The organism is Bradyrhizobium sp. TM239 (genome assembly GCF_036247985.1).
Classification (GTDB): Bacteria; Pseudomonadota; Alphaproteobacteria; order Rhizobiales; family Xanthobacteraceae; genus Bradyrhizobium; species Bradyrhizobium ottawaense.
Map to the genome: position 1 here is coordinate 361,853 of NZ_BTIR01000001.1, position 14,264 is coordinate 376,116.

13 protein-coding genes and 1 tRNA gene are annotated in these 14,264 nt (G+C 64.7%); 6 read left to right on the forward strand and 8 right to left on the reverse strand.

Features of this window, described 5'->3' with window-relative positions:
- Position 1: 1 nt before the first annotated feature.
- From AABA84_RS01755 to AABA84_RS01780, 6 genes are all read right to left on the reverse strand, one after another.
- On the reverse strand, positions 2-370 hold the full coding sequence (locus AABA84_RS01755) for a hypothetical protein (protein WP_338311165.1): 369 nt from the start codon (positions 368-370) through the stop codon (positions 2-4).
- A gap of 97 nt (positions 371-467) precedes the next feature.
- The gene (locus AABA84_RS01760; RefSeq protein WP_212248325.1) at positions 468-935 is read right to left on the reverse strand and encodes a MarR family winged helix-turn-helix transcriptional regulator; all 468 of its coding nucleotides are present in this window, start codon (positions 933-935) and stop codon (positions 468-470) included.
- A gap of 26 nt (positions 936-961) precedes the next feature.
- Entirely contained in the window at positions 962-2,572 is a 1,611-nt protein-coding gene (locus AABA84_RS01765) for an acyl-CoA synthetase (protein ID WP_338311167.1), read from the reverse strand.
- Between the two features lie 129 nt (positions 2,573-2,701).
- The gene (locus tag AABA84_RS01770) at positions 2,702-3,838 is read right to left on the reverse strand and encodes an epoxide hydrolase family protein (RefSeq protein WP_212248327.1); all 1,137 of its coding nucleotides are present in this window, start codon (positions 3,836-3,838) and stop codon (positions 2,702-2,704) included.
- A 127-nt stretch (positions 3,839-3,965) separates the two neighbouring features.
- Entirely contained in the window at positions 3,966-4,421 is a 456-nt protein-coding gene (locus tag AABA84_RS01775) for a GatB/YqeY domain-containing protein (protein ID WP_212248328.1), read from the reverse strand.
- A gap of 52 nt (positions 4,422-4,473) precedes the next feature.
- The gene (locus tag AABA84_RS01780; protein WP_212248329.1) at positions 4,474-5,184 is read right to left on the reverse strand and encodes an alpha/beta fold hydrolase; all 711 of its coding nucleotides are present in this window, start codon (positions 5,182-5,184) and stop codon (positions 4,474-4,476) included.
- Positions 5,185-5,330: 146 nt separating this feature from the next.
- On the opposite strand from AABA84_RS01780, the gene carA reads away from it, so the two are divergent.
- Positions 5,331-6,521 carry a glutamine-hydrolyzing carbamoyl-phosphate synthase small subunit gene (carA, locus tag AABA84_RS01785; protein WP_212248330.1) on the forward strand — a complete coding sequence of 397 codons (1,191 nt, stop codon included), beginning with the start codon at positions 5,331-5,333 and terminating at the stop codon, positions 6,519-6,521.
- Between the two features lie 210 nt (positions 6,522-6,731).
- The gene (locus AABA84_RS01790) at positions 6,732-7,253 is read left to right on the forward strand and encodes a cupin domain-containing protein (protein WP_338311169.1); all 522 of its coding nucleotides are present in this window, start codon (positions 6,732-6,734) and stop codon (positions 7,251-7,253) included.
- A gap of 115 nt (positions 7,254-7,368) precedes the next feature.
- Here the strand turns inward: AABA84_RS01790 and AABA84_RS01795 are convergent, their stop codons facing one another.
- Entirely contained in the window at positions 7,369-7,893 is a 525-nt protein-coding gene (locus AABA84_RS01795; RefSeq protein ID WP_212248332.1) for a Dps family protein, read from the reverse strand.
- A 115-nt stretch (positions 7,894-8,008) separates the two neighbouring features.
- On the opposite strand from AABA84_RS01795, the gene AABA84_RS01800 reads away from it, so the two are divergent.
- Positions 8,009-8,710, forward strand: a complete 702-nt coding sequence (locus AABA84_RS01800) for a class I SAM-dependent methyltransferase (protein WP_338311170.1) — start codon at positions 8,009-8,011, stop codon at positions 8,708-8,710.
- A gap of 54 nt (positions 8,711-8,764) precedes the next feature.
- Positions 8,765-8,840: transfer RNA gene (locus AABA84_RS01805), tRNA-OTHER, on the forward strand.
- A 102-nt stretch (positions 8,841-8,942) separates the two neighbouring features.
- Here the strand turns inward: AABA84_RS01805 and AABA84_RS01810 are convergent.
- A complete protein-coding gene (locus AABA84_RS01810; RefSeq protein ID WP_212248334.1) occupies positions 8,943-9,314 on the reverse strand; it encodes an ArsR/SmtB family transcription factor in 372 nt (123 codons plus the stop codon).
- Between the two features lie 107 nt (positions 9,315-9,421).
- Between AABA84_RS01810 and AABA84_RS01815 the strand changes: the two genes are divergently transcribed.
- The gene (locus AABA84_RS01815; protein WP_212248335.1) at positions 9,422-10,591 is read left to right on the forward strand and encodes an MFS transporter; all 1,170 of its coding nucleotides are present in this window, start codon (positions 9,422-9,424) and stop codon (positions 10,589-10,591) included.
- 142 nt (positions 10,592-10,733) lie between these two features.
- On the forward strand, positions 10,734-14,198 hold the full coding sequence (gene carB / locus AABA84_RS01820) for a carbamoyl-phosphate synthase large subunit (protein WP_212248336.1): 3,465 nt from the start codon (positions 10,734-10,736) through the stop codon (positions 14,196-14,198).
- Positions 14,199-14,264: the final 66 nt, after the last annotated feature.

Consider the following 14,264-nt stretch of genomic DNA (forward strand, 5'->3'; position numbering starts at 1 on the left):
GTCATTTTCCGTAAAAGGCTTCGCTGCGCACGACGCGCCCCGTTTCGTCAAAATCCATGAACTCGCTGGCGCGCGTGTCGCCCAGCTGCCACCACACCGTCAGTCGCGCGATGGTGTCATCCCAGCTCCAGCTCAGGATCTTCAGGTCCGCGCTTTCGATGTGGCCATAGGCTTTCCGCCAATAGGTGCGGATATTCTCGATGCCGGCGACGACAGGAGAACCGGTCAGCGTCAGCGCCAGAGGGCTGCGCATCTGCGCGTTCTCGGCAAAATGCGCCACGACCGCGTCGATATCGACCTTGCACCAGCTCGAGCACCATGCCGCAACAAAGCGCTCGGCGGCCGCGCGATCCATTTTATGCGCGCTCATGGAACCTGTCCGCTCATGACACGGGCCCTCCCCGGCTCGTTGCCAGGACAGTGGCAAAGCCCGCTTCTCATGTCAACTACATTGACTTGACGAGTCGTCAGTTGGTGTCGGCGATCGTCTCCATGACCGCCATCCATGCCGCCGCCCCAGATGCGCCGACGCGATCGAACGCCTCGCGCAAGACCTTGCGCTCGTGGTCCGAGGCCCGTTGCTCGATGCGCTGCCCGGCGGCCGTCAGACGCAGCAGCTTGGAGCGATGCTGCTCGGGCGAGCGCTTCGACGTCAGGAGCTTGCGTTCCAGCAGCAGATTGAGCGGCCGGCTCAAGGCCTGCTTGGAAATGCCGAGGACCTCGAGCAGCGAGCCGATCGCGATATCGGGCCGGCGTGCCACCACGTAGAGAATGCGATGGTGCGGACGCGACAGGCCCTGCTTCGCAAGATATTCGTCGGCCTCCAGCGTCATGCCACGCCAGCCGTAATACATGAGCTCCAGCGCCGCATCGAGATCGTGCAGCTTGTCGAGCGAGGCGCGGTGAAGCCCCGCGGCTTGAGACGTCTTGGCCATCGACGGAAGTCAGCCCTTGTAAGAAGTCAGCCCTTGGCCCGCAGCTCGCGCCGCAGCACCTTGCCGGTCGCCGTCATCGGCAGCGTTTCGGCGAACTCGACGAAGCGCGGATATTCATGCGCGGCGAGCTGCACCTTGACGAACTCCTGGATCTCGCGTGCCAGCGTGTCGGTGCCGGTGAAGCCGGGGCGCAGCACGATCCAGGCCTTGATCGATTCGGTGCGGATCGGATCGGGGATGCCGACCACCGCGGCCATCGCCACCGACGGGTGCTTCATCAGCGTATGCTCGATCTCGGACGGACCGACGCGATAGCCGGCGGTGGTGATGACGTCGTCCTCGCGGCTGACATACCAGAAATAGCCGTCCTCGTCCTGCACGCCGAGATCGCCGGTGAGCAGGAATTCGCCGGCATATTTCTTCGCCGTCGCCTCCGGATTGCGCCAGTATTCGAGCATGGTGACGGGGCATGGCTGGCGCACGCCGATGATACCGCGCTGGCCGCGCGGCATCTCCTCTCCCTTGTCGTCGACGATGCGGACGTCGAAGCCCGGCGTCGCCTTGCCCATCGCGCCGGGGCGGATTGGAAACAGGTTGGAGTTGCTGCCGATCACGAGATTGCACTCGGTCTGGCCGAACACCTCATGGGCGTCGATACCAAAAGTCTCGCGCACCCAGCCGAGCAGCTCGCCGCCGAGCGATTCTCCGCCGGTGAAGATGCTGCGGAGCTTGACGCCCGGATGCTTCACCCCGGCCTGCCGCATCAGCTTGAGCGCGGTCGGCGGCAGGAAGACGTTGCGGACGCCAAGGTCGGCCATCATCTGCATCGCCGCCTGCGGCTCGAACTTTCGCGCGCGATGCCCGACCAGGGGGATGCCGTGATACCAGAATGCGAGCAGGCCGTTGACGAGGCCGCCGATCCAGGCCCAGTCCGCCGGTGTCCACATGAGATCGCCGGGGCGCGGCAGGAAGTTGTGACACATCTCGACGTTGGGGAGATGGCCGAGCACGACGCGGTGCGCATGCAGCGCGCCTTTTGGATTTCCCGTCGTGCCCGAGGTGTAGATGATCAGCGCGGGATCGTCGGCGGCGGTGTCGACGGTCGCAAAGTCCTCGGACGCGGTTTCGATCGCCGGCCAGAATGGCTTTGCGCCGGCGTGGACGGCGCCGCTCGTGATATAGATGTCCTGCAAATAGGGCAGCCGCTCGCGGATCTTCGTGAGCTTCTCCCAGCCCGCCTCATCGGTGATGATTGCCTTCGCCTGTGAATTCGACAGGCGGAATTCCAGCGCGTCCTCGCCGAACAGTGCGAACAGCGGGATCGAGACCAGGCCCGAGCGGAACGCCGCCATATGCGCGATCGGCAGCTCCAGCGATTGCGACAGGAACACCGCGACGCGGTCGCCGCGCGAAAGCCCATCCGCCTTCAGCACGTTGGCGAAGCGGCGCGACATGTCCGCGACCTCGTCGAAGGAGGTCCGCGTGGTGGCGCCGTTCTCGTCGACATAGATCAGCGCGAGCCGGCCGGTGCCGTCGGCATGCCGATCGCAGCATGCTTCCGCCATGTTGAAGCGCGCCGGGATGTCCCAGCGGAAGTTGCGATAGAGTTCATCGTAGGTTGCGGCTTCGGTCAGCATGGCCCGGCGATTCCAGTCTCGGTGTCATGGCCGCGCTCGTCCCGGCCATCCACGTTCTTCTTGCTTCACTGCTAGTCTAAGGCCGTGGATGCCCGGGACAAGCCCGGGCATGACGTTTGAGGGGACACCTCACCGCAACGTCGCAAAGAACTTGCGGACGTCCCGCACGAACAGCTCCGGCTGCTCGAAGGCGGCGAAATGGCCGCCCTTCTCCATCTCGCTCCAATGCGTGATGTCATGGAAGTTCGGCTCCATCCAGCGCCGCACCGGCGTGATGATCTCCTTGGGGAACACCGCGACGCCCGTCGGCACCTTGACGACAGGCGTGGTGCGGCGCTTGCCAAAGCTCTCCCAGTAAAGCCGCGCCGAGGAGGTCGCCGTCTCCGTCACCCAGTACAGCATGACGTTGTCGAGCAGCTCGTCCTTGCTGAAGATGTTCTCAGGGTGCCCGTCGCAATCGGTCCAGGCCCAGAATTTTTCCAGAATCCAGGCCGCCTGCCCGCTCGGCGAATCCGTCAGGCCATAGCCGAGCGTCTGCGGACGGGTCGCCTGCTGCTTGGAGTAGCCGGAGTCGAGATCGACATAGTGCTTGAGGCCGGCGAGCGCCCGCTTTTCCTCCGCCGTCGGTTCACCCTCGACCCTCGGCGCCGCGTTGAAGGCGAGCGTGATGTGGATGCCGGCGCAGTGCTCGGCATCTTGTGCGCCGAGCGAGGTCGTCACCGCCGAGCCCCAATCGCCGCCTTGCGCGCCGTAGCGCGCATAGCCGAGCCGCTCCATCAGCTTCGCCCAGGTCGCGGCGATGCGGTCGACGCCCCAGCCGGTGACCTTGGGCTTGGCCGAGAAGCCGAAGCCCGGCAGCGAGGGACAGACGACGTGAAACGCGTCCGCGGGATTGCCGCCATGCGCGACCGGATCGACCAGCGGTGCGATCACCTTCTGGAATTCGACGATCGAACCGGGCCAGCCATGCGTGACGATCAGCGGCAGCGCGTTTGGTTCTTTCGAGCGCACATGCAGAAAATGAATGTCGAGCCCGTCGATCTCGGTGGTGAACTGATCGAAGCGGTTGAGCTTTGCCTCGCGCGACCGCCAGTCGTAGCCATCGGCCCAATAGGCGCAGACCTCCTGGATCCATTGCAGCGGCGCGCCCTGGCTCCAGTCGTCGACCAGCTCCGCCTCCGGCCAGCGCGTGCGGGCGAGGCGCGATTTGAGGTCCGTGAGGATGTCGTCGCTGATGGCGATGCGGAACGGTTTGATGGCGGTCATCGTGCCTCCCAGTTTCCTTTTGTCATTCCGAGGCGTGCGAAGCACGAACCCGGAATCCATTGAGCAACAGAGCTGGCGGCCTGATGGATTCCGGGCTCGACGCTTCGCGTCGCCCCGGAATGACGGCCTAGCCCGACAGCGCCGCCTTCACCAAACCGCTGGCTTTGCCGAAATCCATCTGTCCGGCGTACTTGGCCCGCAGCACGGCGATCACCTTGCCCATGTCCTTCATGCCGGCGGCACCGGTTTCAGTGATCGCGTCTGCGATCGCCTTCTTCACCTCGTCGTCGGCCATCTGCTTCGGCAAGTACGCCGAGATCACCCCGATCTCCTCGCGCTCCTGGGCCGCGAGCTCGGCGCGGCCGCCCTTTTCGTAGAGCTCGACCGATTCCTGCCGCTGCTTGATCATCTTCTGAAAGACGCCGAGCAGGTCGGCGTCCGACAACGGCGGCTTGCCCTGCCCGCGCGCATCGATGTCGGCGTTCTTGATGGTCGAGTTGACCATGCGCAGCGTGGACAGCTTGCGCTCGTCCTTGGCCTTCATGGCCTCCTTGACCGCATTGTTGATGTCGTCGCGCAGCATGATCGTGATCCCTTCGAAAGATATGACGCCTGATCTAGGCCGTTCGCGGGTCCTAGACAACCTCGGTTCCGAGCCATTCGGTCAGCGCGCGCACTGTCGCTTCCGGCTGCTCGGCTTGCGGCAAGTGCCCGCAGCGATCGAGGACTTTGAGCCTTGCGCCGGCGATGCCCTCGGCCATCTCCCTGGAGAGAGCGTTCGGGATGGTGTTGTCGGCATCGCCCGTCAACACCAGCGTCGGGCATTTGATGGCTGCAAGCGTCGGGCGCGAATCCACCCGTGCGATGATCGCGGTCTGCTGCCGCAGATAGCCCGCGACACCGACATCCTCGTCCTGCGCATACACCAGCTTGAGAATCTCGGCATCATCGCGCCGCGACGGATGCACGAGCTCCGGAAAACTCTCCTCCCGGATTGCGCGGAGCTCGCCGCGCCTGGCGCGCTCCATCAGGCCGCGGCGGCGCACGGTCGCCTCCGGCGTATCGGGACGCGCCTGGGTGTTGATCAACGCGAGCTTGACCACCCGCTCGGGCGCCTGGCGCATGATCTCGAACGCGACGTAGCCGCCCATGGAATGGCCGGCCAGCGCGAAGCGCGGCGGGGCCTCGCTCAGCACGCGGGCGGCAATCGCAGCCATGCTGTCGTCGCGGATATGGTTGGCAACCATGACCGGGCCGAAGCGCCACAGCGCCGGGATGACCGGAGCATAGATCCGGGCCGAGGAGGCCAGCCCCGGAACCAACAGGATCGGGGTGGTCTGGTCCATTATTGCCTCGCGAGCCCAGGAATTTGCCGGAAATTGTGCAGCCAAGCTTAAGAGCCCGAGACGGGCTGTCAAATATGCAAAAACGCATGTGAATCGGCGCAACTGCGCTTTGACGGGGGCGTCCGGCAGGCTTATGAAACGCGCTCATGACACAACATGACAACGATCCTGCTTGGCCGGACCATAAACCGACCGCGCTCCTCGTGCTTGCCGACGGCACGGTGCTCGAAGGCTTTGGTCTCGGCGCCGAAGGCCACGCCGTCGGTGAAGTCTGCTTCAACACCGCGATGACCGGCTATGAGGAGATCCTTACCGATCCCTCCTATGCCGGCCAGCTCATCACCTTCACCTTCCCGCATATCGGCAATGTCGGTACCAACGAGGAAGACATCGAGACGGTGAACATGGCCGCCACACCCGGCGCCCGCGGCGTGATCCTGCGCACCGCGATCACCGATCCCTCGAACTACCGCGCCACCAAGCATCTCGACGCCTGGCTCAAGGCCCGCGGCATCATCGGCCTGTCCGGCATCGACACCCGCGCCCTGACCGCGCTGATCCGCAGCAAGGGCATGCCCAACGCCGTGATCGCGCACGCCAGGAACGGCGAGTTCGACCTGCATGGGTTGAAGGAAGAGGCGCGCGAATGGCCGGGCCTCGAGGGCATGGACCTCGTGCCGATGGTCACCTCGGGCCAGCGCTTCACTTGGGACGAGACGCCGTGGCTATGGGACAAGGGCTTTGGCCGCCAGGACAAGGCTGAGTTCAACGTCGTCGCCATCGACTACGGCATCAAGCGCAACATTTTGCGCCTGCTCGCCGGCGTCGGCTGCAAGGTGACGGTGGTGCCGGCGACGACCTCGTCCGAAGACATTTTGGCAATGAAGCCGGACGGCGTGTTCCTGTCGAACGGTCCGGGCGATCCGGCCGCGACCGGCAAATATGCCGTGCCTGTGATCCAGGACGTGATCAAATCGGGCACGCCGACCTTCGGCATTTGCCTTGGCCACCAGATGCTCGGCCTCGCCGTCGGTGCCAAGACGAAGAAGATGCATCAGGGCCATCACGGCGCCAACCACCCCGTCAAGGACGAGACCACCGGCAAGGTCGAGATCACCTCGATGAACCACGGTTTTGCCGTGGACGAGGCGACGCTGCCGAAGGGCGCGACGCAGACCCACATTTCCTTGTTTGATGGGTCCAATTGCGGCATCCAGCTCGACGGCAAGCCGGTGTTCTCGGTGCAGTATCACCCCGAGGCCTCGCCCGGCCCGCGCGACTCGCACTATCTGTTCCAGCGTTTCGCGGATCTGATGCGGCAAAAGAAGAGCGCGTAAGACGCGCTCTCGTGCCCCGGGCGCAGTGCAGCGCGCCGCTCTTTGCGGCGTGATGCGCTGCTGAACCGGGGCCTATGACTCCCGGCTCTCTGCGTCCCGGCTCTGCGCAGCAGCGTTACACGCTGCAGCGCGTCCGGGACACTGGACCTCTGAGGAACACCTCCACACGATAGAATGTTGTCCCGCTGTCTTTTGCAGCCGGAGCCCGCCATGTCCGTCGTCCGCGACAAGGCCGAGCCGCTCGCCATCGTGTTTAGGGATGACGGGCTCGTGCCGAACAACATCCGCCCCTTCCTGGTCTACCAGGGTGCGGTGAAGCTCGACCCGAAGCAGCCGGAAGAGACCATCGAGAGCCTGTTCGAAGCGAACGGCTGGGGCGGCACGTGGCGCAACGGCGTCTACGACTATCTGCACTATCACGCGACGGTGCATGAGGTGCTCGGCGTCGCGCGCGGCAGTGCCCGCGTCCGCTTCGGCGGCGACCACGGCCAGGAGCTTGAGATCAAGGCGGGTGATGTCGCGATTCTGCCGGCGGGTACCGGGCATCAATGCATCAAGGCGAGCCGTGATTTCTGCGTGATCGGGGCCTATCCGCCCGGCGCGAAGATGGAGATCACGCGCGCAACGCGGGACAACCACGCCAAGGCGCTGAAGACGATTCCACAAGTCGCGCTGCCGCCGGCTGATCCCGTGACAGGCAAGGATGGGGCGTTGATGCGGTTGTGGGGGTAGACAAAAGCGAAGGTGCGTAGGGTGGATTAGCGAAGCGTAATCCACCACGTCTGTCTCCGCTGAAACAGAAGAGGTGGGTTACGCCTGCGGCTAACCCACCCTACGGCACCGTGCCCTACGCCTCGTTGCCGCCTTCCTGCCGCGTAGCTTCGAACAGGAACCAGGTGCGACGCTCGGTCTCGTCGATGAAGACTTCGAGGATGCTGGCGCTCGCGACATCGCCGGCGTCGTCACAGACGTCGTGCGCTTTGCGCATCGCGGCCGCGACGTGCTTGTTGTCCTGCATCAGCTCGCGCAGCATCTCGCGCGGCGGGACGTAGTCCTCGTTGTTGTCCTTGATGGTCTGGAGCTTTGCGACCTGGCCGATCGACTTCAGCGTGGTGCCGCCGATCTTGCGGACGCGCTCGGCGAGCTGGTCGGTGGTGGCGAAGATCTGGTCGGACTGCTCGTCGAGCAGCAAATGATAGTCGCGGAAGTGGCGGCCGCTGACGTGCCAGTGAAAATTCTTGGTCTTCAGATACAGCGCGAAGGCGTCGGCCAGAAGTACGTTGAGCGCCTCCGAGACCTTCTTGACCCCGTCGGGCGACAGGTCGGTGGGGGTATCGAGATCGGGCGAGACCTTGTTGTTGGTTTTGCTCACGGGAAGCCTTCCTGTTAGGACGCGGACATTGACGGCGCGCCGTCGCACCCCTAACGCAAGGCGGGCAGCGCCGGTTCCGTGACAAGGAACCGTTTGGCCGGGACCTTCGAATACCATGGACGATTGGATCGATTATTACGACTCGACGCACACGATCTATGTCAGCAAGCTGCATCGCGACTTGCACTTCCAGATCATCGCGCGGGACATCATCGGCTACATCTCCTCGCCGGACGCCACGGTGCTGGATTATGCCTGCGGCGAGGCGCTGTCGGCGAGCCAGGTGGCATCGGCTTGCGGCAAGCTGATCCTCGCCGAGCCTGCGCCGGGCGTGCGCGGCCGGCTGATCGCGCGGTTTGCCCCGAACACCAGGATCCGCGTCCGCTCGCTCGACGATGTCCGCAAGATGCAGGACCAGTCGATCGACCTCGTCGTGATGAACTCGGTCGCGCAATACATGGCGCCGGACGAGCTCGACGCCGCGCTCCTCACCATCCGCCGTATCCTGAAGCCCTCCGGCAAGCTGGTGCTGGGGGACATCCTCCAGCCCAATGTCGGCATGGTCAGGGACGTCATGGCGCTGCTCGGCTTCGGCCTGCGCCACGGTTTCCTGAAAGACGCGCTGGTCGGGCTGATCAGCACCGCGCTGTCCGATTACCGTCATCTGCGCACGCGCATCGGGCTCCAGCGCTACAGCGAGGAGGACATCACCGCCAAGCTCAGAGCGGCCGGGTTCGCGGTCCAGCGCGCCCACACCAATATCGGCCACAATCGCTGGCGCATGACCTTCATCGCGCGACCGCCGCTGGTTCGTTAAGCATAACAGTTAGCTGAGGTGGCTTGTCGCACCCCGATCGGTCATGATCGCCGTGGCCCGGTGGCGGAAGCGTCTACGCGAGGGCGGTGCAACGCTCTACATCCTGGTTCAAATCCAGGCCGGGTCTCCACGCTTCGCCCCTTCGGGGCTACGCGTGGCGCAGCCACGCTTGACCCGAAGGGGCAAAGCGTGTCCGGCGTAGCTGAAGCGAAGCGCGTAGACGGACTGCACCTCAACCTGCCTCCACCACTTCACCCTCCGGCAGCAGCTGAAGCCGCTCCGCATCCTTGCTTGCGGACTTGATCACCGCATCGAGCAGGCCGGGAAAACGCGCGTCCAGATCCTCGCGGCGGAGCCGCATGAAGCGGTTGGTGCCGGCCACGCGCGTCTGCATCAGGCCGCATTCGCGCAGCTTGGCAAAGTGATAGGCGAGGTTGGACTTGCCCGCGAGCCCGTTGAAGTCGCCGCAGCAGAGCTCGCTGCTGACACGCTCCTGCAGCGCAAGCTGGTAGACAATGGCGAGCCGGATCGGATCACTCAGGCAATCCAGCACCATCGGCAATTCGATCTGCTCGCGGGTCGGGTGAAGAGGAGTGCGGCTCATGATCCGGAAATCATAGCGAAGCGGCCGCAATGTTCAATAGTTCTTGAACCAATTGACTTACAGCCCCTCACATCCAATAGTTCAATAAACATTGAACATATCGTCCAATGAGCGTGTTCTGGCTGGCCCTGGCGGCCTTTGCGATCGGCACCGAAGGCTTTGTCATCGCGGGACTTTTGCCCGGCATCGCCGCCGATTTGCAGATTTCGGTCTCCGCCGCCGGCCAATTGGTCACTGCCTACGCCCTCACCTACGCCGTGGGCTCGCCGATCCTGGCCGTCGCGCTGAACAATATCGATCGCCGGACCGTGCTGGCCCTGGCGCTCGCGACCTTCATCGCCGGAAATCTCGCCGCGATGGTGGCTTCCAGTTACGCCCTGCTCCTGGCCTCGCGGATGCTGATGGCGCTGGGCTCCGGACTTTGCATGCCGACGGCGCTCGCGGTGTCCGTGGCGGTCGCCTCGCCCGAACGGCGCGGCCGAGCGGTGGCTCTGGTCACGTCGGGCCTGACGGTCGCGACCGTGATTGGCGTTCCCCTCGGCAACCTCGTCGGCAGCCTCTTCGGCTGGCGCGCGACCTTTGCCATGGTCGCCCTGATCGGCGCCGTCGCGCTCGCCGGCCTTCTGCTCGGCCTGCCCCGCGGCCTGCCGCGCAACACCGCCTCGCTCGGCGAACGGTTGGCGGTGGCGCGTCACGGCAATGTCCTGGTCGCGCTTGTGATCACGATCCTATGGGCGCTCGGCGGCTTCACCGTGTTCACCTATTTCGCGGTTCCGCTCCGCGGCCTCGGCTTCGATGCTTCGCAAATCAGCCTTGCGTTGCTGGTGTTTGGCGGCGCAGCGGCGATCGGCAACATGTTCGGCGGCTTACTTGCCGACCGGCTCGGCACGCTCGCCACCGTGGGCCTCGGGCTCGCCGGGATGGCAGTTGCGCTGATCCTGCACTCGGTGGTCCTGAAGCTGATGCCGGGCCAGGCGCACTATGCGGTGCTGGGCACGATCTTCCTCTGGGGCATCTCTGGCTGGGCATTCTACCCGGCCCAGGTCGCCAGCATCATCCGGATCGAGCCGCAGGCCTCGATGATCGCGCTCTCGCTCAACGCCTCCGCCATGTATCTCGGCTTCGCCATCGGCGGGGCACTGGGCGGGGCGGTGCTGGCGACCCTCTCGCCGAACGACCTCGGCTGGATCGGCGGATCGAGCGTTGCGACCTCCCTTCTGGTGCATCTCGCCCGTGGCTGGCAGGCCCGGCCAAAACCCGTCAAAATTGCCGGTTGATGGGCGTTTTTCGGGGTTTCGCCGCCCTGGAATCTGGTCTAAGACCCACCCGCGCGCGAGGGAGACCACCGCGCTCTCGGCCAAAGGGACGCGCAGGAGCGCGCCCTTTTTTTGTGCCCAAATTCCAGTCCGGCGAGAGTTGATGCCCAAACGTACAGACATCACCACCATCCTTATCATCGGCGCCGGTCCCATCGTGATCGGCCAGGCCTGCGAGTTCGACTATTCGGGCACCCAGGCGGTGAAGACGCTGAAGGAAGAGGGCTATCGCATCGTCCTCGTCAATTCCAACCCGGCCACGATCATGACCGACCCGGAATTGGCCGATGCGACCTATATCGAGCCGATCACGCCCGAAATTGTTGCGAAGATCATAGAAAAGGAACGTCACGTCATTCCCGGCGGCTTCGCGCTGCTGCCGACCATGGGCGGCCAGACCGCGCTGAACTGCGCGCTGTCGCTGCGCCTGCAAGGCACGCTCGACAAGTTTGACGTCGAGATGATCGGCGCCACCGCGGACGCGATCGACAAGGCCGAGGACCGCCAGCTGTTCCGCGAGGCCATGACCAAGATCGGGCTTGAGACGCCGAAGTCGCGGCTCGCCAACGCCTCCGCCCTGAAGAAGTCCTTCCGGGACAAGCGTCAGGCTGAACGCGAAAAGCTCTCGGGCGCGGCCCTCGAAGAACACGATCGGCAGTGGACGCTGGGCGAAAGCGACCGCCGCAAGCGCTACCAGGAATATGCGCTCGGACAGGCCATGATGGCGCTGTCCGAGATCGGCCTGCCCGCGATCATCCGCCCCTCCTTCACCATGGGCGGCACCGGCGGCGGCATCGCCTACAACAAGGAAGAGTTCCTCGACATCATCGAGCGCGGCTTAGACGCGTCTCCCACCAACGAAGTGCTGATCGAAGAATCCGTGCTCGGCTGGAAAGAGTACGAGATGGAGGTGGTGCGCGACAAGAAGGACAATTGCATCATCGTCTGCTCGATCGAGAACCTCGATCCGATGGGCGTGCACACCGGCGATTCCATCACGGTGGCGCCGGCCCTGACGCTGACCGACAAGGAATACCAGATCATGCGCGACGCCTCGCTGGCGGTGCTGCGCGAGATCGGCGTCGAGACCGGCGGCTCCAACGTGCAGTTCGGCGTCAATCCCGAGGACGGCCGCATGGTCGTCATCGAGATGAACCCGCGCGTGTCGCGCTCCTCCGCTCTGGCTTCGAAGGCCACCGGCTTTCCGATCGCGAAGGTCGCGGCAAAACTCGCGGTCGGCTACACGCTCGACGAGATCGCTAACGACATCACCGGCGGCGCCACGCCGGCCTCGTTCGAGCCGACCATCGACTACGTCGTCACCAAGGTGCCGCGCTTCGCCTTCGAGAAATTCCCCGGCGCCTCCACCACGCTGACCACGTCGATGAAGTCGGTCGGCGAGGTCATGGCGATCGGCCGCACCTTCCAGGAAAGCCTCCAGAAGGCGCTGCGCGGGCTCGAGACCGGACTGACCGGCCTCGACGAGATCGAGATTGAAGGCCTCGGCCGCGACGACGACAAGAATGCGATCCGCGCCGCGCTCGGCACGCCGACGCCGAACCGGCTGCTGCAGGTCGCCCAGGCGATGCGGCTCGGCTGGTCAAACGAAGAGATCTTCAACTCCTGCAAGATCGACCCGTGGTTCCTCAGCGAGATGCGCGGCATCGTCGACATGGAGGAGAAGGTCCGCAAGAATGGCCTGCCGGGCAATGCCTTCGGCATGCGCACGCTCAAGGCCATGGGCTTCTCCGATGCGCGACTCGCGGTGCTCGCCGAGACGACGGAGGCCGAGGTCACCGCGAAGCGCCACGCGCTCGACGTTCGCCCGGTCTACAAGCGCATCGACACCTGCGCGGCCGAATTCGCCTCGCCGACCGCCTACATGTATTCGACCTATGAGTCACCGTTCGCGGGTGCGCCGGCAGACGAGAGCGCGCCGTCGGACAAGAAGAAGGTCATCATTCTCGGCGGCGGACCGAACCGCATCGGCCAGGGCATCGAGTTCGACTATTGCTGCTGTCACGCCTGCTTCGCGCTGCACGATGCCGGCTACGAATCCATCATGGTCAACTGCAACCCCGAGACAGTGTCGACCGACTACGACACCGCCGACCGGCTCTATTTCGAGCCGCTCACCGCCGAGGACGTGCTGGAGATCATCGCGAAGGAGCGCACCAACGGCACGCTGCACGGCGTGATCGTGCAGTTCGGCGGCCAGACCCCGCTGAAGCTCGCGCGCGCGCTGGAGGCCGCCGAAGTGCCGATCCTCGGCACCTCGCCGGACGCGATCGATCTCGCCGAGGACCGCGACCGCTTCAAGCGCGTGCTCGACAAGCTCCGTCTCAAGCAGCCGAAGAACGGCATCGCCTATTCGGTCGAGCAGGCAAGGCTCGTCTCTGCCGATCTCGGCCTGCCGCTGGTGGTGCGCCCGTCCTACGTGCTCGGCGGCCGCGCGATGCAGATCATCCGCGAGGAGAACCAGCTCAACGACTATCTGCTCGGCACGCTGCCGGAGCTGGTGCCGGCCGACGTCAAGGCGCGCTATCCGAACGACAAGACCGGGCAGATCAACACCGTGCTCGGCAAGAACCCGCTGCTGTTCGACCGTTATCTCTCGGACGCCATCGAGATCGACGTCGACTGCCTCTGCGACGGCAAGGACACCTTCATCGTCGGCATCATGGAGCACATCGAGGAAGCCGGCATCCATTCCGGCGACAGCGCCTGCTCGCTGCCGGCGCATTCGCTCGAGCCCGAGATGATCGAGGAGCTGGAGCGGCAGACCCGCGAGCTCGCGCTCGGCCTCGACGTCGTCGGTCTGATGAACGTGCAATACGCCATCAAGGACGGCGAGATCTACGTGCTCGAGGTCAATCCGCGCGCCTCGCGCACCGTGCCCTTCGTCGCCAAGGTGGTCGGAACGCCGGTCGCGAAGATCGCCGCGCGCATCATGGCCGGCGAGAAGCTCGCCGATTTCAAGCTGAAGAAGGCAAAGCTCAAGCACGTCGGCGTCAAGGAATCGGTATTCCCGTTCGCGCGCTTCCCCGGCGTCGACACGGTGCTCGGGCCCGAGATGCGCTCGACCGGCGAGGTCATGGGCATCGACCGCAATTTCGAGGTCGCCTTCGCCAAGAGCCAGCTCGGCGGCGGCACGCGAGTACCGCGCAAGGGCACGGTGTTCGTCTCGGTGCGCGAGAGCGACAAGACGCGCATCGCCGAGGCGGTCCGCGAACTGCATTCGCTCGGCTTCAAGGTGCTGGCGACCTCGGGCACCCAGCGCTTCCTGACCGACCAGGGCATCCCGACCGAGAAGGTGAACAAGGTGCTGGAGGGCCGGCCGCACATCGTCGACGCCATCACCAATGGCGACGTCCAGCTCGTCTTCAACACCACCGAAGGCCCGCAGGCGCTCGCCGACAGCCGTTCGCTGCGGCGCGCGGCCCTCTTGCATAAAGTGCCGTATTACACCACTCTTTCCGGGGCCGTGGCGGCCGCGCAGGGCATCCGCGCCTATCTCGGCGGGGACCTTGAGGTTCGTACCCTGCAGAGCTACTTTTCGGAAACCTGATCGCGAGCGGAAGGCCGAGCCTTAAGGGTTAAGCCATCCGTTAAGTGATTGGCAATGAAGCCACAA

Bases quoted from the DNA above. Each gene is read 5' to 3' on its own strand.
- AABA84_RS01815 (WP_212248335.1), top strand. From the start codon at position 9,422: ATGAGCGTGTTCTGGCTGGCCCTGGCGGCCTTTGCGATCGGCACCGAA.
- AABA84_RS01780 (WP_212248329.1), bottom strand. From the start codon at position 5,184: ATGGACCAGACCACCCCGATCCTGTTGGTTCCGGGGCTGGCCTCCTCG.
- AABA84_RS01760 (WP_212248325.1), bottom strand. From the start codon at position 935: ATGGCCAAGACGTCTCAAGCCGCGGGGCTTCACCGCGCCTCGCTCGAC.
- AABA84_RS01810 (WP_212248334.1), bottom strand. From the start codon at position 9,314: ATGAGCCGCACTCCTCTTCACCCGACCCGCGAGCAGATCGAATTGCCG.
- AABA84_RS01800 (WP_338311170.1), top strand. From the start codon at position 8,009: ATGGACGATTGGATCGATTATTACGACTCGACGCACACGATCTATGTC.
- carB (WP_212248336.1), top strand. From the start codon at position 10,734: ATGCCCAAACGTACAGACATCACCACCATCCTTATCATCGGCGCCGGT.
- AABA84_RS01765 (WP_338311167.1), bottom strand. From the start codon at position 2,572: ATGCTGACCGAAGCCGCAACCTACGATGAACTCTATCGCAACTTCCGC.
- AABA84_RS01775 (WP_212248328.1), bottom strand. From the start codon at position 4,421: ATGCTGCGCGACGACATCAACAATGCGGTCAAGGAGGCCATGAAGGCC.
- AABA84_RS01755 (WP_338311165.1), bottom strand. From the start codon at position 370: ATGAGCGCGCATAAAATGGATCGCGCGGCCGCCGAGCGCTTTGTTGCG.
- carA (WP_212248330.1), top strand. From the start codon at position 5,331: ATGACACAACATGACAACGATCCTGCTTGGCCGGACCATAAACCGACC.
- AABA84_RS01770 (WP_212248327.1), bottom strand. From the start codon at position 3,838: ATGACCGCCATCAAACCGTTCCGCATCGCCATCAGCGACGACATCCTC.
- AABA84_RS01790 (WP_338311169.1), top strand. From the start codon at position 6,732: ATGTCCGTCGTCCGCGACAAGGCCGAGCCGCTCGCCATCGTGTTTAGG.